Origin of the sequence: Plantibacter sp. MMLR14_011, assembly GCF_001865025.1 — a bacterium.
Taxonomy (GTDB): domain Bacteria; phylum Actinomycetota; class Actinomycetes; order Actinomycetales; family Microbacteriaceae; genus Plantibacter; species Plantibacter flavus_A.
In genome coordinates this window covers 53,029-73,720 of the sequence record NZ_MJGW01000009.1, presented here as the reverse complement: position 1 = coordinate 73,720, position 20,692 = coordinate 53,029, and the positions used below count along the sequence as shown (strand labels likewise).

The window sequence follows — 20,692 nt, the reverse complement described above, 5'->3', positions numbered from 1 at the left end:
CCGATTTCCGCGACCGGTTGTCGGTGCGGTCCCGTGACCGCTATCCTCACCAACAACTGTCGCGAAGTCGCCGCAGAACTGATCCTCGCTCAGGTGATCGGTCGGTGCGGTCCGGACTCCTCGACGATCTCGGTGGGGGGAGTGGCTCGAGCGATGGGGTGGCGTATGCCCGTGATTCAGAAGGTCGTCGCCGCGGTGATCGCGGTTGCGGCGATGACCATGTCGGTCGGCCTGCCGCAAGCGGCGTCGGCGGCCGCGCCGGAGTATCAGGCGAGCCGCGTCCTGACACTCGACGCTCGACCGTACGGGGTCGCCGTCGATCCGAACCGTGGGCTCGTCTACGTGTCGGGCCGGACGTCGAACGTCGTCTGGGTCTACGACGCCGACACGCTGGAGCGGGTGACGACGGTCGCCGTCCCGAACCTGCCATCACAGATCGCGGTCGACCCGGCGAGCGGCTACGTCTACGTGTCGCAATACACCGGCAACCTGCTGCAGGGGTCCCTCGCGGTCATCGATCCCGTGTCCGCGTCGGTCGTGGCCAGCGTGCCTGTCGGAAACGCGCCGACGGGCGTCAGCCTGAACCTCTCGACGAAGCAGATCTACGTGGTGAACTCCGCCTCGGCCTACCTCTCGGTGCTCGACGCTTCGGATCCGGCGGCTCCGGTCCCGGTCACCACCTGGTCGGCTGTGACCGGGATGCAGGAGGTCACCGTCGACGCCGCAGGAACCACCGCGTACGCCGTCGCGCCGAACAACGACCAGGTGCTCGTGTTCGACACCGCGGACGGGACGCTGCGGACGAGCTGGTCGACGAACCGCGTGCCGCAGAGCCTCCTCCTCTCCTCGGACGAGACGAGCGCCTTCGTCACGGCGCAGCTCGGCCCGACCGCGACCGTCCACGACACCTCGACCGGGGCGGTGTCCGGGTCCATCGACGTCACGAACACCTACTTCACCTCCGCCGACCGTGCGCTCGAGTCGGCCTTCCTCACGTCCCCGCAGGCGAACGGCGGAACGGTCGTGGTGGTCGATGCGGCCACCGGCGCCCGCGTCCAGGACGTGCCCGCGATCGGCGCGTTCCAGATCGCGACCGACCCGACCCGCCATCGGACCTTCGTGACGAGCATCCGGAGCAACAACCTGACGGTGATCGATCCCATCGCCACGGCACCGTCCATCGTCTCCGATCCGATCGATCAGCGCGTGGCTGCCGGCGGTGATGCGACCTTCGAGGCCCAGGCCTCGAGCGTCGAGGCGACCACCGTGGTCTGGCAGGTCAGTACCGACGGGGGCGCGACCTGGAGTGATCTCGCCGGTGAGACCGCACCGTCGCTGACGATCGAGGCGGCGACCGTCGATCAGTCGGGCCAGCGATACCGTGCGGTCTTCACGAACTCGGTCGGGTCGACGCCGACTGCGGCAGCGACCCTGACGGTGGATCCACCGGCACCGACGATCGCACTGGATCCCTTGGCTGATCGGAGCGACCGGTCGGGGGATGCGGTCTCCGTCGCCGCGAACGCGACGACGTCGGACGGCTCGGCCGTCACCTACTCGGCGGTGGGATTGCCCGGCGGCATCGGTCTGGACCCGTCGACGGGCGTGCTGCAGGGGATCCCGACCACCGTCGGGGTCTTCGCCGTGACCGTCTCGGCGACCGCAGGCGAACTGGTCGCTTCCACGACCTTCACCTGGACGATCACCGCGGCGACGGTCGTCGTTCCGCCTCCGAGCCCGATCGATCCCTCGTCCGAGGACGGTTCGCTGGTCCGGACGGGGGCCGACGCCGCGCCGTTCGCACTGGCGGCGATCCTGATCCTCGCCGGGCTCGGGTCCTCCGCGATTGCGATTGCGATCGCGATCGCGTGCGCGCGGAGGAGGGTGGGGTAGGGGCGGAGCCCCAGGCACCGACGCGCACGCAGCGCATCCGACGGAACGCGCGGCCCTGAGGGGTCGCGCGTTCCGTCGTCGTGTCGGCTTGCGCTCTTGGGACCGCTTGTATATCACTCATTCGTCGGCTAGTATTCCACGTGTAGAATCAGACATTCGGAAACCGACCGGAGATCTTCCCCATGAAACCAGCCGTCCTCGCCGCCGTGACCCTTGCGCTCGTCGGCACCCTCGTCGCCTGTACGTCCGCACCGATCGCCAGCGTGGCCGAACCTGCCGTCACCCAGTGCACCGGCCGTGATGTCACCATCGGCTCGGACGGCGCGAACGTGCGCCTCATCGGCGACTGCGGTGCCGTGACGGTGCGAGCCGACGCCATCACGCTGCATGCGGACTCGGCGACCTCGCTCACGGTCGACGGCGACGACAACACGATCAGCATCGACTTCGTCGAGCGTGTCGACGTCGTCGGATCCGGCAACGACCTCACCTGGCTCGACGGCGCCGAGCTCGCCGAGGACGCCTTCCCCGGCAACACCCTGGCGCCGGCTCAGTGACCACCCTCCCCGACATCCCGTCCCCGTGCGGCCGCCCGGCCGCAATCGTTCTCTCGAAGGAAACAGCATGAAACCCCCTCGCTGGCGTTCGCGCCTGCAACTCATGGCCGGCACCCTGGCCATCACGACCGCGCTCGGTGGTGTGCTCTCGGCGCCGGCTGCGGCGACCACCGACCTCCAAGCCGTCGGCTCGTTCACCGAGTTCAAGCTCTCGATCACGGACGACGGCATCGTCGGCACGCTCGACCCGGCTGCCGACAACGGACTCATCGCGACCGGCTCCTCGGCGATGTTCGCCTGGTCGCTCGGAAGCGACGGACTCACCGACGGTGTCGCCTCGCAGACCCTGCCCGAGGGGTGGGTCTGGGACGAATCGTCCCTCATCAAGTTGAACAACGACTCTCCGACGTTCACCTCCCGCTACGTGCTCGAGGACGGTGGGCGCACGCTCCGTGCGACGATGTCGATCCCCTCGGGGTCGCTCGTGACGGTCGACGGTCTCACCGCGACGATGAACGGATTCACGACGGCCCCCGGCACGGTGTACGACGCGACAGTCGTCTACGAGGACGGCACGGGCGCTCGAGAGGCGTCCGGCGGGACGCTCACGACCGTGGGTGAGTACCGCTCGGACCTCACGCCGGTCGGTGGCCAGTCCAACGCGCTCGGCCAGTACGACTTCGGGAACGGTCTGGAGGACGCGATTCCGCTGTCCATCGGCGTACAGCTGACCTCGTTGCTCGAAGCCGGACAGCGGCGGCCCATGGAGATCGACCTCCCGATCGACGTCACCCTGACGTACGACGGTCCCACCGCCGGTGGCGTCGAACTCGAGAGCGACCTTGCGGAAATCGTCTCCGTCGACGGCAAGGAGATCACCCTACGGATCACCTCCCTCCCGATCAGCGACGTGGCTCCCACCCGCCTGGCCATCCGGCCGACCCTCTGGTACCCGAAGGACGACGTCCCTGAGAAGGCGGCCGATGCCATCGTGATCCCCTACACCCTGACGGGTCCCGATTGGACCACCAACGGTGGCTCGACCATCGTCGGTGCGATCGGTGGTCAGTCCTCAGCGCGTCTTACGCAGAACCTGAAGGACGACGAAGAGGGCGGCTGGGTCCTCGCTCCGCCGACGGCGGGCATCTCCGCAGCACGCTACATCTCCGGAACGCCGAGCTATCCGCCGCTCAACGCGTCCCGCTGGACGAGCGTGAGCAACAGTCTGGTGTCGCCGGACGCCGAGCTCTTCTCCGAGGGGACGGTCACCCCGCCGACCCGCGCGGAGTCCGGCCAGACCCGCAGCCAGGGGCTGACGAACCTGGTCACCCACCAGTTCTGGAATCCCGAGGAGGCTCAGTTCGTCCTCGACACCCCGGCCGTGGCCTTCGGTGTCGTCCGCGACAGCACCCTCCAGCAGCAGCCGGCCGACCGGTTCCTCGTCCAGTACACGAACGGAACCGATCAGCAGGACCCCGAGAGCAACGCCTGGTTCGACACGCCGCAGGAGGCCGGAGGCCCCACGGCGATCACCGGGGTGCGCGTGCAGTACCTCGGAGAGAGTTGGCAGAAGGACGTGCTCGGGCGCGTCGCCGACTTCAAGCTGTCCGTCCGTGTCCCGTTGGAGGCGCGTGCGCCGGTCGGGTCCTGCATCACGATCAACCACACCTGGACGGCGGACGAGACCGGTGCCCGCGGCCAGCGGACGAGCACCTGCGTCGAGCTGTTCACCACGAACCACTCGCTGGCAGCGGGTTCGGCGTCGGTCGTCGGTGGCAACTCCGTCGACCAGATCGCGCAGACCAGCCTGGTTCGACCGGCCGGCGCACGCCTCGACGCTGCGCCCATCACCTTCGACGCGGTCCGCACCGAGGTGCGACTCGACTCCGCGGTGACGGCCTTCGACGTGTCGCGTCTCGACCCGGCGTGGCGAGTCGTCGGCGTGCGCGAGGCCGACCTCGGCCCCGATGGCCTCCCCGGCACCCGCGACGACCGCGCTCCCGCGTACGTCACGCTCGAAAGCACGGCCCCGGTCGTGCTCGATGCGTCGTCCACGTCGCTCAAGCCCGTTCGCATCGGCACGACGGTGTCGGTCCAGCGGCCGGTCAAGCCGAACGCTTGGACCGGCGGGACCAACGGCACCCTGTCCACCTTGAGCACCCTCTCCGGCATCGGCGACACGGCGCTCCAGGCGTCCTCGCGTGTCAACGTCGTGCAGGTGGACACCCTCTCGCTGAGCGGCGCCGCGGGGAAGCCGCAGATCGAGTCCGACGACACGTCGATCGACTTCACGACCTATTGGTACAACTTCACCCGGAGCAACTACGAGGGCAACGTCGTGTTCCTCGACGTCCTGCCGTACAACGGCGACGCCCGCGGCTCCAGCTTCTCGGGGACCGCCACGCTCCAGAGCCTTCGCCTGTTGGGCGTCGAGCCGGCGACCGTGCAGATCACGACCGCCGATCCTCGCCTCATCGGCGATGCACCCGGCGACGAGGTCGAGTGGGTCGATCTCGCCGAGGACGCCGATCTCTCGTCCGTCACCGCTGTGCGTGTCGTCTACGTCGGGTTCAACTCCACGGCCGCGGGTGGCCTCCGTCTCGACCTCTCGGTGGAGGGGCAGGAGGCGGGAGACGTCTACCAGAACAGCGCCGACGCCTTCTTCGGATCGAACTCGGTCCGTCTCCGGACGCCGAACCAGACGTCCGAGGTCGTCGGCTCCACGGTCGGCGGTGTCGTCTTCGACGACCGGAACGGCGACGGCGTGCAGCAGGCCGACGAGCCCGGCCTGGCCGACGTGAGGCTCGACCTCCGTCCGGCCGGCGGCGATGCGATCGAGCAGAGCTCGACCGCATCGGACGGGACGTTCTCGATCGACGGGCTCGTCTCCAGCCAGGAGTACGAGGTGGTCGTCGACGGCACGACGCTCCCGGCGTCACACCTGCAGACCGCCGGTTGGCAGGATCGCCGAGACGATGTCGCCGGTCCGTTCACGGTCCCGATGGGAAGTGGTCGCGACGACCTCGTGTTCGGGTACCAGACCGTCGACTCGAGCATCGTGCTCGACAAGCGTGCGACGTTGCCCGAGGGGGATCTCGAGGTCGGCTCGGTCATCGACTACACCTTCGTCGCCACGAACAGCGGGCAAGGAACCCTCAGTGACGTCCAGTTGGACGACGACCTCCGGGGCCTGAGCGAACTCGCCTTCGACTGGCCCGCCGAATCCGGTGTGCTGGCTGCCGGGGCGACCGTGCAGGCGACGGCGAGCTACACCGTGACGCAGTCCGACATCGACCGTGGTCGCCTGACCAACGATGCGACCGTCGCCGGGACCGACGCGCTCGGAAGCGCTGTCAGCGATGACGACAGCATCACCGTCGATCTCGTCACGGGGGCTGCGGTGAAGGTGTCGATCGTGGGCAGCGTGCGCGACGAGGTCGCGGCCGGTGCCGCGGTGGACTGGACCGTCACCGTCGAGAACGCCGGCTTGCCGACGCTGCGTGATGTCGAGGTTCGCGATGGCGAACAGTCGATCGGCAGCTGGGACACCCTCGCGCCCGCGGCGATCGAGATCACCACGTTCGAGACTTCCCTGACCCAGTCCGACATCGATGCCGGCCTGGTATCCCGATCGGTGGAGGTGGAAGGGTTCCACGCTGCGGACGGTTCGTCGGTGACCGATGAGGACACTGCGGAGGTACCGCTCGACGTGGCTGGTGCGGTGTCGATCGAGGTGCTGTTGAACGGAGAGGATGTCGTTTCGGCTCCTGGTCCTGAGGTGACGGTCGGTGAGTCGATCGAGTGGACGTACGTGGTCACGAACACCGGTATCCGCACCCTTGCCGACCTGTCCGTCTCGGATTCGTTCGGGTCGGAGCTGGCGGTCATCGAGACGCTGGCCCCTGGCGAGAGCACGGACATCACGGTGTCAGCCGACGCGGTGTTCGCTGAGCAGCTCGTTCGTGCCGTGGTCTCCGGTGTTGAGGCGGGCGATCGGCCGGTGGGTCCGGTGCGTGCTGAGGACGTCAGCTGGTATCAGGGTGTGATCGACTCCGTGATCACGTTGAACGAGCGGGCGATCCTGCCTGACGGCGACCTGGTCGTCGGCTCGGTGATCGAGTTCGAGCTCACCGCGACGAACACGAGCGCCGGCACCGCATTGACGGAGGTCCAGGTCCGCGACCGGTTCGCGGGCATGGGTGAGCCGGAGGTGGTGTGGCCGGGCGAGCCCGGGACGTTGCAGCTCGGCGAGTCCGCGGTCGCGACGGTGGAGTACACGTTGACGCAGGCTGACATCGATCGAGGGTCCTTGACCACGGATGCGGTCGCGTCCGGCGTCGACCTCGCCGGCGACACGGTCGAGGCCGGTGACTCGGTCACCATCGATCTGGCAACGGGTGCTGCGGTGACGGTGTCGATCGTGGGCAGTGTCCGTGACGAGGTCGCGGTCGGTGCCACGGTGGACTGGACCGTCGCCGTCGAGAACGCCGGGCTGCCGACGCTGCGGAACGTCGAGGTCCACGACGACGAGCAGACGATCGGGACCTGGGAGTCCCTGGCCCCCGGCTCGATCGAAGTGACCACGTTCGAGACCACGATCACGCAGTCGGACATCGACGCGGGCTTCGTCTCGCGCGAGGTGTCGGCGTCGGGAGCACATGCTGCCGATGGATCGCGCGTCTCCGACGACGATCTGGCCGAAGTCCAGCTGGCGACCGCCGGTGAGATCAGCGTCGAGGTGCTGCTGAACGGCGAAATCGTCGAGGAGGCTCCCGGGCCGGAGATCCTGGCTGCTGACGGCATCACGTGGACGTACATCGTGACGAACACCGGTCCGCGGACACTCACGGACGTCGTCCTCGACGACGGCATGGAGCCCCGGTCAGCCTTGTCCGTCGACGGTGCGCTGGCACCAGGTGCGTCGGTCAGCGTCGATCTCGAGGAGCGCGCCGAGCTCGGCGCACACCACCGGATCGTCACGGCGACCGCGGAAGACGGGTCTGGATCGTTCGACGACGGCGTGCAGCCTCGCTCGCTGGTATCCGCCTCCACCGAGTCCTGGTACGTCGGAATCGTCGTACCGGAGACGCCCGAACCGAACACGCCGGCACCCGTCGTCTCGTCCGGATCGACGGACGGTCCGCTCGCGAAGACCGGAGCCGAGGGCGCCTTCCTCGGAGGCGCAGCGGCACTCGCGCTGCTCGGGATCGCCCTGGGCTTCGGCCTCATCGTGCGCCGCCGTCAGCGTGAGGAGGTCGGCTCGGACCTGACGGAATGACGAGACGGTCCTGCCCGGGGTTCGGGCAGGACTGATCGGCCCAGGCCGGCGGCGGGGTCGTCTCATGCGGAAGCGTGAGGCGGCCCCGCGCTCGCGTCGTGCGGCGTGCCGTCTGGCGAGAGCTCGGGACGGAACTGTGCGCCTGCGAGGACGTCCAAGGCCCCGGTCACCAAGCCTGTCGACAAGGATCCTTCGACGCGCGCGGTGACCGGGGCCGGTCGAGTGAGGAGACGGTTACGCCTTCGCGGCTGCGGGCTTCCGCGCAGGAGCCTTGCGGGCGGGCGACGTCGCGGGCTTCGCTGTTGTGGAGCGTCCGGCACTCAGTGTCGACTGCTCGGGCAGCGGCTGCAGGGTCGTGAACCGCGACAGCTGCGTCACGTGGTGAGGCTGCAGCTCGTCGAGCGAGGCGACACCCAGCAGCTTCATCGTGCGCACGATCTCACCCGAGAGGATCTGGATCGCACGATCGACGCCCTCGCGTCCACCGGCCATGAGCCCGTACAGGTAGGCGCGGCCGATGAAGGTGAAGCGCGCACCGAGCGCGACGGAGGCCACGATGTCGGCGCCGTTCATGATGCCGGTGTCGAGGTGCACCTCTGCGTCCTTGCCCACCTCGCGCACGACGCTCGGCAGGAGGTGGAACGGGATCGGCGCGCGGTCGAGCTGGCGGCCGCCGTGGTTGGAGAGCTGGACGGCGTCCGCACCGAGGTCGACGGCGAGCTTCGCATCGGCGACCGACTGGACGCCCTTGACGATGAGCTTGCCCTTCCACTGCTCGCGGATGTATTTGACCTCGTCCGGGCCGACGGTCGGGTCGAACATCGTGTCGATGAGCGCCGCGACGGTTCCCGACCAGCGGTCGAGGCTCGCGAAAGCCAGTGGCTCCGTGGTGAGGAAGTTGATCCACCATGCCGGGCGGGGGAGCGCGTCGACGATGGTCTTCGGGGTGAGCGACGGCGGGATCGTCATGCCGTTGCGGACGTCGCGCAGGCGGGCGCCGCCGACCGGGGTGTCGACCGTCACGACGAGGGTGTCGTAGCCGGCCGCGGCCGCGCGATCGACGAGCGCCATCGACCGTTCGCGCTCGCTCCACATGTACAGCTGGAACCAGTTGCGCCCACCGGGTGCCGCCGCCTTGACGTCCTCGATCGAGGTCGTGCCCATGGTCGACAGGGTGAAGGGGATCCCCGCGGCCGCGGCGGCGGAGGCCCCCGCCCGTTCGCCCTCAGTCTGCATCATGCGGGTGAAGCCGGTCGGCGCGATGCCGAAGGGGAACGCGACACGCTCGCCGAGGACGTCCCAGCCGGTGTCGACGTTCGCGACGTTCTTCAGGACGGCCGGGTGGAACTCGATGTCCTGGAACGCCTGCCGTGCCCGAGCCAGTGAGATCTCGCCCTCGGCGGCGCCGTCGGTGTAATCGAAGGGCGCCGTCGGCGTGACCCTCTTCGCGATCGCCCGGAGGTCGCTGATGGTGGTGGCGGCCGCCAGCCGTCGCCGGCGAGCGTTGAACTCCGGCTTCTTGAACTGCATGAGCGGCAGGAGGTCATGGGGCTTGGGGATGCGGCGTTCAACCATGGTCTGTCTCTTCTTTCCGCGAACTGTCGCTTGAGGTGGGTGTCGAGGGGTGCGGACTGTCGTCTTCTGACCGTTCGCGAGCCTGGTAGTAGTTGGTGATGTGGGAGCGGACGGAATCGCGGGCCAGCGGGGCGTCGGCGTGACGGATCGCCTCCACGATGCCCCGGTGCTCGGCGCGCAGGCGGTCGGCGGTGGCTGACCACGACGCCAGTTGTGGGACACCGGCCAGGACGTAGCGCTCGATGGAGTCGCGGAGGCCTGACATCGTGGCGACGAGGACCTGATTGCCCTCCGCCTCGGCGAGCGACAGGTGGAACTGCGCGTCGAGGGCGAGGAACTCGGCCTCCGTGAGCGTCGACTGGTCCATCGCGTCGAGCAGGGACTCGGGGTGCGTGAGATCGGGGACGGTCGTTCCGGCGCGCGACGCGAGACTGTGGACGACCGCGGTCTCGATCACGAGCCGGGTGTCGACCACGTCCTGGACGGCGAACCCTTGCGCGGCCACCTGGAGCCGCATGAGGGTGGCCATGCCACCGGACGGCGTGGCGACGATGATCGCGCCGGCGGTGGGGCCGGATCCCGTGTGGGTGCGGATGAGTCCCAGAACCTCGAGGACGCGGATCGCCTCGCGGACGCTGGACCGACCGACGCCGAGGTCGATCGCGAGCTGTCGTTCACCGGGCAGGCGGTCACCGGGGGTGAGGACACCGCTGAGGAGGTCCGACTCGATGCGGGCGAGCACGACCTCCCAGGCCCGGGGCTCCGCCGCTGGGGTGGCGGGCTGCGTCGCCGGGGCCGCGGCCGTCGCGGCCGTCGCTGGTGCGTTCATCGATCCTCCTTCGACACTGCGGTGTGGTCAGACCACAAACCCTACCTCTTGAACCGATTCAACGCGAGCCCTGGTCTCAGATTTTTCTGCGAGGGGGTTTCGACGGATATCGACGCCCGTCTCAGGTGCGGAGGACGATGTTCTCCGGCTCCTCGTCGGCCAACAGATGTTCGATCTGCCGACGCAGGAGACGCGCCATCCGCGGCAGCATGGCGCTCGTCGCACCCCCGATGTGCGGGGAGACGAGCACGTTCGGCAGGGACCACAGCGGGTGGTCGGCGGGCAGTGGTTCGGGGTCGGTCACGTCGAGCGCCAGTCGGATGCGACCGCTCGTCGCGTGCTCCACCAGGGCGTCGGTGTCGGCGACGGGGCCGCGGGCGACGTTCACGACCAGGGCGTCGTCGGGCAGTGCCGCCAGGAAGTCGTCTCCGATCAAGCCGCGGGTGCTGTCGGTCAGCGGGACGACGACGATGACGATCTCCGCGTGCGGCAGGAGTTCGGGCAGTTCGTCGATGCCGTGGATCGGCCCCCGCTCGTCCTCCCGCGCGCTCGACGCCACCCGGGTGACCTCCACCTCGAACGGGAGCAGGCGCTCCTCGATGGCCGCACCGACCCCGCCGTACCCGATGAGGAGCACGCGGCGGTCGGCGAGGCTCGGGCGCTGGCTCTGCAGCCATTCGCCCGTCCGCTCGGCCCGCACGAAGTCGGGGATGCCGCGCTGCGAGGCGAGGATGAGCCCGACCGTGAGCTCCGCCGTCGAGGCCTCGTGGACGGTCGCCGCGTTGGCGAGGGTGATGCCCTCCGGGAGGAGGTCCGCGAGGCCGTCGTAACCGATCGACTGCACCTGGACGAGCTTCGGCGTCACCGCACCGACGTTCGCGAGCGGTTTGTTCGAGCCGAGGTACACGGGCACGACGAGGTCGATGTGCTCGACCGGCGGTTCGGTGCGCAGATCCCATTCGACGAACTCGACGCCCTCGGGGAGGGGTCCCTGCGACAGCACCTCCTCGCGCAGGTCGGCGGGCAGGCTGACGATGAGTGGAGAAGCGGTCATGCTGCGACGCTACCGGCTGACGGTCGTGGAGCCGGCAGGCTTGCGCGGCTCGTAGCGGGTCGGCTCGAAGGAACGGGCGACGAGGGCGCGCAGGGACTCGAGGTCGCCGTCGATGATCCCCACCGCCCTCGCCTGGACGAGGACGTTCCCCAGTGCCGTCGCCTCGACCGGGCCGGCGATGACGGGGATCCCCGCACGGTCGGCCGTCAGCTGGCAGAGGAGCGTGTTCTGGGATCCGCCGCCGACGACGTGGATCGCGCGCACCTGGACCCCGGACAGCTCTGAGGCCGTGTGGACGGCGTCCGCGAACGCCTGCGCCAGGCTCTCGATGATGCACCGGACGAACTCGGCACGGGACTGCGGGACCGCCCGCCCGTGCTCGGTGAGGAACCCGGCGATGCGCGCCGGCAGGTCACCGGGGGCGAGGAACCGGGCGTCGTTCGCATCGAACACCGAGACGGGTGCGTCGACCGCGGCGGCCTGGGCGATGAGCCCGGGGAGGTCGATCGTCTCGCCCCCGCGCTCCCAGGTGCGCACCGACTCGCTCAGGAGCCAGAGTCCCATCACGTTGTGCAGGAAGCGGGTGCGTCCGTCGACGCCGCCCTCGTTCGTGAAGTTCGCCGCTCGACTCGCCTCGGTGAGGACCGGGCGTTCGAGCTCGACCCCGACGAGTCCCCAGGTGCCGCAGGAGATGTAGGCGGCATCCGGGGTCGTCATCGGGACGGCGACGACCGCTGACGCCGTGTCGTGCGAGCCGATGGCGGTGACGGGGGTGGAGGAGGCCAGGCCGACCTCGGCGGCGACCGCTTCGAGGAGCGTCCCGATGCGATCGCCCGGCTGGACGATGGGCGGGAGGATCGTCGCCGGGATGTGGAGCCGGCCGAGGAGCTCGGTGTCCCAGGCGGTCGGTTCGCCAGCGCGGACGAGGCCGGTGGTCGACGCGTTGGTGGCCTCGGCGACACGGGCACCCGTCAGCCAGTGCGCGATGAGGTCGGGCACCAGGAGCGCGGTGTCGGCGACGTCGAGCATGCCGGCGTCGCGATCGGTCGCGAGCTGGTAGACGGTGTTGAACGGCAGGAACTGCAGGCCGTTCACGCGGTAGAGGTCGGCGAAGGGGACCGTTCCGTGGACCGCCTCGACACCTGCAGCCGTCCGTTCGTCGCGGTAGTGGAACGGTGCGCCGAGGAGGCGCCCCTGCCGGAGGAGGCCGTAGTCGACCGCCCATGAGTCGATGCCGATGCTCGCCAGGTGCGGCTCCTGCTTCGCTGCGCCCGACAGCCCCGCGATGATCGAGCGGTACAGCTCGAGGATGTTCCAGTGCAGGCCGTCCGGCGTGCGGACGGGCGTGTTCGGGAACCGCGCTACCGGTACGAGGCGCAGCTCGCCGGGGCCGACGTAGCCGAGCATGACCCGCCCGCTCGTGGCCCCGAGGTCGACCGCCGCGACGGTGCCGCTCCGGCCTGCCGCGCTCATCGCAGGAAGGCCGCGGCCACGCCCGCGTCGACGGGGATGTGCAGTCCGGTCGTGTGGCTGAAGTCGCTCGTGCAGATCGCGAAGACCGCATTCGCGACGTTCTCCGGGACGACCTCGCGCTTGAGGATGGTGCGCTGCGCGTAGAACTTGCCGAGGTCCTGCTCGTCGATGCCGTACGTCTTCGCGCGGTTCGCACCCCAGCCCGAGGCGAAGATACCGGAGCCGCGGACGACCCCGTCGGGGTTGATGCCGTTCACCTTCACACCGTACTCGCCGAGCTCTGCGGCGAGGAGACGGACCTGGTGGGCCTGGTCGGCCTTCGTCGCGGAGTAGGCGATGTTGTTCGGGCCGGCGAACACGGAGTTCTTCGACGAGATGTAGACGATGTCGCCGCCGAGCTTCTGGTCGATGAGCACGCGTGCGGCGGCCTTCGAAACGAGGAACGAGCCCTTCGCCATGACGTTGTGCTGGAGGTCCCAATCGGCCTCGGTGGTCTCGAGGAGCGACTTCGACAGCGAGAGACCGGCGTTGTTGACGACGAGGTCGAGCCCGCCGAAGGCCAGGACCGTCTCGTCGATCGCGGCCTGGACGGCTGCCTCGTTCGAGACGTCGGCGGCGATGCCGATCGCGACGTCCGTGGTGCCGAGCTCGGCTGCCGCGGCCTGCGCCTTCTCCAGTGAGAGGTCGGCGATCGCGACGACCGCGCCCTCCGCGACGAGACGCGTGGCGATGGCCTTGCCGATGCCGGATGCGGCACCGGTGACGAGCGCGATGCGGGTCGCGAGCGGCTTCGGTTTCGGCATCCGCTGCAGCTTCGCCTCCTCGAGCGCCCAGTACTCGATCGCGAACTTCTCGGCCTCGTCGATCGGCGCGTAGGTCGAGAGTCCCTCGGCGCCGCGCATGACGTTGATGGCGTTGACGTAGAACTCGCCGGCGACGCGGGCGGTCTGCTTGTCCTTGCCGAAGCTGAACATGCCGACGCCCGGGACGAGGACGATGAGCGGGTCGACACCGCGGATCGCCGGGCTGTCGGCCGTGGCGTGGCGGTCGTAGTAGGCCTGGTAGTCCTCGCGGTACGCCTCGTGCAGGGTGCCGAGGCGCTCGATGACGTCTTCGACGCTCGCCGTGGCGGGCAGGTCGACCGTGAGCGGCTTCACCTTGGTGCGGAGGAAGTGGTCGGGGCAGCTCGTGCCCAGTGCGGTGAGGCGCGGGTGCTCCGCCGAGGCCAGGAAGTCGAGGACCTCGGGGCTGTCGGTGAAGTGGCCGACGACGGGACGGTCGGCGGAGGCGAGCCCGCGGATGGTGGGCGCGAGGGCCGCCGCCTTCGCACGACGCTCGGCCTCGGGGAGGGCCGCGTAGCCGTCGAGCGCCGGACCGAAGGGCTCGGGGCGGGAGTTCGCCTCGATGTAGGCGGCCGCGGTGTCGATGATCCACAGCGAGTTCGCCTCGGCCTCCTCGGAGGTGTCGCCCCAGGCGGTGATGCCGTGCCCGCCGAGGATGGTGCCGACCGCCTGCGGGTTGTCGGCCTTGATGGCGGCGATGTCGAGGCCGAGCTGGAAGCCGGGGCGACGCCATGGGACCCACACGACCTTGTCGCCGAAGATCTTCGCGGTGAGTTCGGGGCCGTCGGCGGCGGTCGCGATGGCGATGCCGGAGTCGGGGTGCAGGTGGTCGACGTGGGCCGCGTCGACGAGGCCGTGCATGGCGGTGTCGATCGATGGAGCCGCGCCGCCCTTGCCGTGCAGGGTGTAGTCGAAGGCGGCGACCATCTCGTCCTCGCGGTCGAGGCCGGGGTAGACGTCCTGCAGGGCGCGCATGCGGTCGAGGCGAAGGACCGCGAGACCCTCGGGCTTGAGCGTGCCGAGGTCGCCGCCGGACCCCTTGACCCAGAGGAGCTCGACCGGCTCGCCCGTGACGGGGTCGATCTCGGTGCCCTTGGCCGAGGTGTTGCCGCCGGCGTAGTTGGTGTTCTTCGGGTCGCTCCCGAGGCGGTTGCTGCGGGCGATGAGCTCGGCAGCGGTTGGGTTCACGGACATTCGCACTCCTTCGTCGGGGCACGTCCGTGCCCAGTGTTCGATCGTGTTAAGTGTCACACGAAGTGACAGATCTTGCAATGGCGGCTGTCCCGATCTCAGGAGGGCTGTGGCGCGTCGCGGTCGTCGCGGAGCGACGCGCGGGGTGACTCCTGAGAACGGGACGTGCGGGGCCGGGTGCTCAGAGGAGTTCGACGGCGTCGCGGTAGGCGTCGAGCGCGGGGTCGGTGGGGTCGAGTTCCGTGACGAGGAGGTCGACGTCCGCCAGGGCGAAGCCGACCGCCATCGCGCGCTGTCCCAGCTTCGAGGACGCGGCGACGAGGATCGTCTCGTCCGAGGCACGGGCGAACGCCTGCTTGACCTGCGCCTCCTCGAGGGTGACCTCCGAACTGCCGACGGTCGAGTCGATCGCGGCGGCCGACAGGAAGAAGCGCCGGTAGAGCACCGACGACGCCGCCTGGCAGGCGATGGGGCCGATGAAGCTGTCAGTGCGCGGCTCGGCCTGGCCGCCGACGAGGATGGCCGTGATCTCGCGGTTCGCGCCGGCGAGGAGGAAGTTCGGGTAGGAGTTGGTCGCCACCGTGAGCGTCGACTCGCCGAGCAGTCGACTGATGCCGCCGGCCGTGCTGGAGGCGTCGATCGCGATCGCGCCGTCCGTCGGGATGAGTGACCGGAGCTTCTCGACGATCGCGCCCTTCTCGCGGACGCCCGTCGCGGACCGCTCGGTGAAGGTCCTCGGTCGCAGGGTCGGGATGGCACCACCCCGGACTCGCCGCACCAGGCCGAGCTGCTCCAGGTCGGCGAGGTCGCGTCGCACGGTCATCGAGGACACGTCGAGCTCCGCAGCCGCATCGTCGAGGCGGATGCTGCCGTCGCGTTCGAGGATCGCCGTCAGTCGGGTCCGTCGTTCCTCGGCGCCGAGCGTGCCGGTCGTGGCCATGCCGCCCCCTGTCCATCGGTGTCGGACGTGTCCGTTCGTGTCCGTCTCAACAGGATGTCACAGCGGGGGATGTCGGTCTGGTTCAGAACTCAGGAGGCCTCCGGCGCGTTGGTCGCGTGTTGCGGCGTGGCGCGCGCGCCGCGCTGCAAGCGTCCTGAGTTGTGAACCAGCGTGCGGCACGGACGCGGGGGTACCTCAGGGGGCGGCGTCGATGAGCGTCTCGGCGGCGCGACGAGCGTGCAGCGCAGCCTCGGGGGAGCCCGTGATGGCGGCGGTGGTCTGGGCGCCCTCGGCGAGGATCGCGAGCTGGGGTGCGAGTGATGCCGGCGCGCCGGCGTCGGCGACGAGGTCGGCGACGTAGTCCTGGAAGGACGCCTTGTGTTCGCGGGTGATGGTGGCGACCGCCGGCGAGACGCCCCCGAGCTCCCCGAAGGTGTTGATGAATCCGCAGCCGCGGAACGAGTCGTCACTGAACCAGCCGGCCAGGTAGTCGTAGATCGCGAGGAGGCGGTCTCGGGGCGTTTCGGCGTCGTCCACGAGGGCGCTGACGCCGGTGGTCCAGATCGCGTGCCGGTACTCCATGACCGCGAGGACGATGTCCTCCTTGCTCGGGAACTCCGAGTACAGGCGCTTCAGCGATACGCCTGCCGCCGAGCGCAGCTCGTCCATGCCGACGGACTGGATGCCCTTCGCGTAGTACAGGCGGTCGGCGGCGTCGACGATGATGTCGCGCACGGAGGCCGGTGCCGCGGGTGCGCCCGCCGGGCTCGGCGACGCGATGGTCATCGTCTGTTCGCTGGTCATTCCATCAGTGTACTTGCATTGAGAACGATCGTTCCCTATGCTGATGGACACCGAGGAGAACGCTCGTTCTCAATTCGGGGCGTGGAACCGGGCGACGAGCCCGGACGCTGAAGACGAAAGGAATCGAACCATGTCGTTCATCACCGTCGGAACCGAGAACAGCACCTCCGTGGAGCTCTACGTCGAGGATCACGGCAGCGGCCAGCCCGTCGTCCTCATCCACGGCTACCCCCTCGACGGCTCGTCGTGGGAGAAGCAGACCGCGGCGCTCCTCGACGCCGGCTACCGCGTCATCACCTACGACCGCCGCGGTTTCGGCAAATCCTCCAAGCCCGCCGAGGGCTACGACTACGACACCTTCGCCGCCGATCTCAAGGCCGTCGTCGACGGGCTCGATCTCCACGACGCGGTCCTGGTCGGCTTCTCGATGGGCACCGGCGAGGTCGGCCGCTACCTCGGCACCTACGGCTCGGAGCGCGTCGCGAAGGCCGTCTTCCTCGGATCGCTCGAGCCGTACCTGCTGCAGACCGATGACAACCCGACGGGCGTCCCGCAGGACGTGTTCGACGGGCTCCTCGCCGCCGTCACCGACGACCGCTACGCGTTCTTCACGAGCTTCTTCGAGAACTTCTTCAACACGGACGAGAACCTCGGCTCGCGCCTGAGCGAGGAGGCGCTGCGGGCCAACACGCAGCTCGCTTACAACGCGTCGCCGTACGCGTCGGTCGCGGCGCAGCCGACCTGGCTGACCGACTTCCGGGCCGACGTCGCGAAGATCGACGTCCCGGCGCTCATCGTCCACGGCACCGGCGACCGCGTCCTGCCGATCGACTCCACCGGTCGCGTGTTCGCGAAGGCGCTGCCCTCTGCCGAGTATGTGGAGATCGAGGGCGCCCCGCACGGCATGCTCTGGACCCACTACCGCGAGGTCAATGAGCAGCTGCTCGCCTTCCTCGCGAAGTAGTCGGCTCGGTCGGTTCGCAATTCAGGTCCGTTCCGGCGCGTCGGCGAACTCGGCCGGCGCACCCGGGGTGACACGCCGCGCGCGTCCTGACTTGTGAACGTCCGGATGTGGATGAAGCCCCGCGACCGGGTCGGTCGCGGGGCTTCCTCGTGCTCGGGTGTGCCTAAGCGCCCCAGCTCGCCTGCGTCCCGCCGACGCGCTCCTCGGCGATGTGCTGCTGGTAGCCCGAGGCCAGGTAGGCGCCGAACGGGTCGGCGGGCAGGCCGCGGCTCTCGCGCCAGGCGGCGAGCGGCCCGCGGACGTCGGTGTAGAACGCGTCCATGAGGATGCCGTTCGCGCCGAGCACGTCGCCGGCCTCCTGTGCCGCCGTCAGTGCGTCGCGGTCGACGAGCAGTGCGCGCGCGGTCATCTCCTGCACGTTCAGCACCGAGCGGATCTGACCGGGGATCTTGTCCTCCACGTTGTGGCACTGGTCGAGCATGAACGCGACCGGCGAGTCGTCGTCGAGGCCGCCGCCGCGGACGACCTCGTAGAGGATCCGGAACAGCTGGAACGGGTCGGCTGCACCCACGATGAGGTCGTCGTCGGCGTAGAAGCGCGAGTTGAAGTCGAACGAGCCGAGCTTCCCGAGACGCAGGAGCTGGGCGACGATGAACTCGATGTTCGTGCCAGGCGCGTGGTGGCCGGTGTCGAGACAGACGAGGGCCTGGTCGCCGAGCTGGGCCACCTGGGCGTAGGACGTTCCCCAGTCGGGGACGTCGGTGTGATAGAACGCCGGCTCGAAGAACTTGTACTCGAGCACGAGTCGCTGCTCCTCGCCGAGGCGGGCGTAGATCTGCTGGAGCGAGTCGGCCAGGCGGTCCTGCCGGCCGCGGATGTCCTGCTGGCCCGGGTAGTTGCTGCCGTCGGCGAGCCAGATCTTGAGGTCCTGCGAGCCGGTCGCGTGCATGACGTCGATGCAGGCGAAGTGGTGGTCGATCGCCTTCTGACGGATCACCGGGTTGCTGTGGGTCAGGCTGCCGAACTTGTAGTCCTCGTCCTGGAAGGTGTTCGAGTTGATGGTGCCGAGCGCGACGCCGTGGTCCTCGGCGTAGCGACGGAGTGCGCTGAAGTCGTCCACGAGGTCCCACGGGATGTGGAGTGCGACCTTCGGGGCGAGGGCGGTGAACTCGTGCACCTTGGCGGCGTCGGCGATCTTCTCCTCGGGCGTCCGCGGGGTGCCGGGCGTCGTGAACACCTTGAAGCGGGTGCCGGAGTTCCCGAACGCCCAGGAGGGGAGTTCGATGGCCTGCTTCTCGAGCAGGGGGGTGATGGTGTCGAAACTGGTCATGGTCACTTCTCTGTGCGTGTTCCGGTGGTCTGGTGCGCGTTCACGGCGCTGGTTGCAGCATACGTGAATCGTTTCAATGATGCTACTCGTGCAGGGCGGCGAGCTGGTCCTCGAGGTGGAACACCTCGGTGAGCTGGAGGAAGCCCTGGTCGGGCGGGAGGTCGAGGTCGACGAAGAACTCACCCATCTCGGCCTGCCAGCGCGCGTTGACCTCGGTCTCAGCCATGCCGGCCTGGGCGGCTTCGAGGGACGCCGTCTCGAAGTACCCGATGAGGAGGCCGTCGTCGCGGACGAAGAGCGAGTAGTTGTGCCAGCCGGTGTCGGCGAGGGCCCGCAGCATGTCCGGCCAGACGGCGGCATGGCGTTCGCGGTACTCCGCGAGGCGCTCGGGTTTGACCTGGAGCTGGAAGCACACGCGGTGCAGGGGTCGGGCACTCGTCATCGAGGCGCACCTTTCGGTTCGGTTCATGGACGCTCTGAATCGATTCAGAGGATCGCAAGCAGCGTATCCGGGCGATCGGCCGCGGGTCAACGGACCGGCTGCCCGGACCTCTGAAGATCTGGACAGGGTGCATCGACCGTTCGGCGTTCAGGGCGCGCCCGTCGTCCGCGACGATCACCCCTGGACACCTCGGAGCGAAGTCCCTAGCGTGATTCCCATGGCTGCCGATGACGCGCCACCCGATGCACCCACGATCGACGGTTCCGACGGTTCGGAGGAGACGACCGTCGCCTCGGAGAGCCCGCACTGGCGTCGCGACGTCGCGGTGTTCCTGTCCGGCCAGACGGTCTCGCTGTTCGGCTCGACGCTCGTGCAGTACGCGATCATGTGGCACCTCACACTCGAGACGAAGTCCGGTGTGGTGCTCGCGTTCGCCGCCGTCGCGGGATTCCTGCCGCAGGCGATCGTGTCGATCTTCGGCGGGGTGTGGGCCGACCGCATGAACCGCAAGCTGCTCGTCATCGCGGCCGACGGCTCGATCGCCATCACGACCCTCGCGCTCGCGATCTTCCTCATCAACGGCGCCGCCGAGCTCTGGCTCATCTTCCTCACGCTCGCGATCCGCTCGGTCGGCGCGGGTATCCAGATGCCGGCGGTGTCGGCGCTCATCCCGCAGATCACGCCGACGGACAAGCTCATGCGGGTCAACGGCATCAACGGCTCCATCCAGTCGGCCATGATGCTCGTCGCGCCGGCTGCAGCCGGTGCGCTGTACGCGAGCGCGTCGCTCGTCGCGATCTTCTTCGTCGACGTCGTCACGGCCGCGATCGGGATCGGGCTGCTCCTGCTCGTGCCGGTGCGGACGCTCGTTCGGTCGGGCGAGCGCCCCGGCTACTTCGCCGACCTCACCGAGGGCGTGCGCTACGTCTGGCACCACGGCTTCGTGCGATGGCTGCTCATCCTCTTCGCGATCGTGTTCCTGCTGGTCGTCGCGCCGTCCTACCTCACGCCGCTCATGATCGCCCGCACCTTCGGCGACGAGGTCTGGATGCTCACCGTGAACGAACTCGCCTTCAGCGTCGGTATGGTCGGCGGCGGCGCGATCATCGCGATCTGGGGCGGCACCAGGAACCGCGTGCTCCTCATCGTCGGGTCCTCGGTGGTGTTCGGGGCGCTGTCCATCGGCCTCGGACTCTCGACCAACCTCTGGGTCTTCTTCGGCTTCATGTTCCTGCTCGGGATCGCGGTGCCGTTCTTCTCGACGACGTCGATGACCCTGCTGCAGGAGCGCGTCCAACCGGAGCGGCAGGGTCGCGTGTTCGGGTTCGTCGGCATCGTCATGGCGGTGTCGATGCCGCTCGGGATGATCGTGTTCGGGCCGCTCGCCGACATCGTGTCCGTCGAAGTGCTCCTCGTCGTCGCCGGCGTGCTCACCTTCGTGGTGCTCGCCGTCGCCGTGCTCGTGCCGTCCGGGCGACGGGCGATGGCCGAGGTGACGAAGCAGCCGTGATCCGCTCCGG

The 20,692-nt window shown here is 69.1% G+C and carries 14 protein-coding genes; 5 read left to right on the top strand and 9 right to left on the bottom strand.

Annotation, left to right across the window (positions count from 1 at the left end):
* Positions 1-165: 165 nt before the first annotated feature.
* From BIU99_RS06860 to BIU99_RS06850, 3 genes are all read left to right on the top strand, one after another.
* Positions 166-1,893: a putative Ig domain-containing protein gene (locus tag BIU99_RS06860; RefSeq protein WP_071260434.1), complete on the top strand. Its 1,728-nt coding sequence runs from the start codon at positions 166-168 to the stop codon at positions 1,891-1,893.
* Between the two features lie 182 nt (positions 1,894-2,075).
* Positions 2,076-2,450 (top strand): DUF3060 domain-containing protein, encoded by a 375-nt coding sequence (locus BIU99_RS06855; RefSeq protein ID WP_071260433.1) that lies wholly within the window; start codon positions 2,076-2,078, stop codon positions 2,448-2,450.
* Between the two features lie 67 nt (positions 2,451-2,517).
* Positions 2,518-7,728 carry an SdrD B-like domain-containing protein gene (locus tag BIU99_RS06850; RefSeq protein ID WP_071260432.1) on the top strand — a complete coding sequence of 1,737 codons (5,211 nt, stop codon included), beginning with the start codon at positions 2,518-2,520 and terminating at the stop codon, positions 7,726-7,728.
* Positions 7,729-7,962: 234 nt separating this feature from the next.
* Here the strand turns inward: BIU99_RS06850 and BIU99_RS06845 are convergent, their stop codons facing one another.
* From BIU99_RS06845 to BIU99_RS06815, 7 genes are all read right to left on the bottom strand, one after another.
* Entirely contained in the window at positions 7,963-9,303 is a 1,341-nt protein-coding gene (locus BIU99_RS06845; RefSeq protein ID WP_083397233.1) for an alpha-hydroxy acid oxidase, read from the bottom strand.
* Positions 9,296-10,132 carry a FadR/GntR family transcriptional regulator gene (locus tag BIU99_RS06840; protein WP_071260431.1) on the bottom strand — a complete coding sequence of 279 codons (837 nt, stop codon included), beginning with the start codon at positions 10,130-10,132 and terminating at the stop codon, positions 9,296-9,298. Before BIU99_RS06840 ends, BIU99_RS06845 begins: the two co-directional genes overlap by 8 nt.
* Positions 10,133-10,253: 121 nt before the next feature.
* A complete protein-coding gene (locus tag BIU99_RS06835; RefSeq protein WP_071260430.1) occupies positions 10,254-11,186 on the bottom strand; it encodes a 2-hydroxyacid dehydrogenase in 933 nt (310 codons plus the stop codon).
* Between the two features lie 9 nt (positions 11,187-11,195).
* Positions 11,196-12,659: a rhamnulokinase family protein gene (locus tag BIU99_RS06830; protein ID WP_064294876.1), complete on the bottom strand. Its 1,464-nt coding sequence runs from the start codon at positions 12,657-12,659 to the stop codon at positions 11,196-11,198.
* On the bottom strand, positions 12,656-14,695 hold the full coding sequence (locus BIU99_RS06825; protein ID WP_064294875.1) for a bifunctional rhamnulose-1-phosphate aldolase/short-chain dehydrogenase: 2,040 nt from the start codon (positions 14,693-14,695) through the stop codon (positions 12,656-12,658). Before BIU99_RS06825 ends, BIU99_RS06830 begins: the two co-directional genes overlap by 4 nt.
* A gap of 178 nt (positions 14,696-14,873) precedes the next feature.
* A complete protein-coding gene (locus BIU99_RS06820) occupies positions 14,874-15,632 on the bottom strand; it encodes a DeoR/GlpR family DNA-binding transcription regulator (RefSeq protein WP_071260429.1) in 759 nt (252 codons plus the stop codon).
* A gap of 195 nt (positions 15,633-15,827) precedes the next feature.
* Positions 15,828-16,418, bottom strand: a complete 591-nt coding sequence (locus BIU99_RS06815; RefSeq protein WP_071260499.1) for a TetR/AcrR family transcriptional regulator — start codon at positions 16,416-16,418, stop codon at positions 15,828-15,830.
* Between the two features lie 148 nt (positions 16,419-16,566).
* On the opposite strand from BIU99_RS06815, the gene BIU99_RS06810 reads away from it, so the two are divergent.
* Positions 16,567-17,400, top strand: coding sequence for an alpha/beta fold hydrolase (locus BIU99_RS06810; RefSeq protein WP_071260428.1), 834 nt, complete (start codon positions 16,567-16,569; stop codon positions 17,398-17,400).
* Between the two features lie 163 nt (positions 17,401-17,563).
* Here the strand turns inward: BIU99_RS06810 and rhaI are convergent, their stop codons facing one another.
* Both rhaI and BIU99_RS06800 read right to left on the bottom strand, forming a co-directional pair.
* On the bottom strand, positions 17,564-18,730 hold the full coding sequence (gene rhaI / locus BIU99_RS06805; RefSeq protein WP_175118044.1) for an L-rhamnose isomerase: 1,167 nt from the start codon (positions 18,728-18,730) through the stop codon (positions 17,564-17,566).
* A gap of 82 nt (positions 18,731-18,812) precedes the next feature.
* Positions 18,813-19,172, bottom strand: a complete 360-nt coding sequence (locus BIU99_RS06800) for an L-rhamnose mutarotase (protein WP_197479032.1) — start codon at positions 19,170-19,172, stop codon at positions 18,813-18,815.
* A 217-nt stretch (positions 19,173-19,389) separates the two neighbouring features.
* On the opposite strand from BIU99_RS06800, the gene BIU99_RS06795 reads away from it, so the two are divergent.
* Positions 19,390-20,682: an MFS transporter gene (locus BIU99_RS06795; RefSeq protein WP_083397232.1), complete on the top strand. Its 1,293-nt coding sequence runs from the start codon at positions 19,390-19,392 to the stop codon at positions 20,680-20,682.
* Positions 20,683-20,692 lie beyond the last annotated feature (10 nt).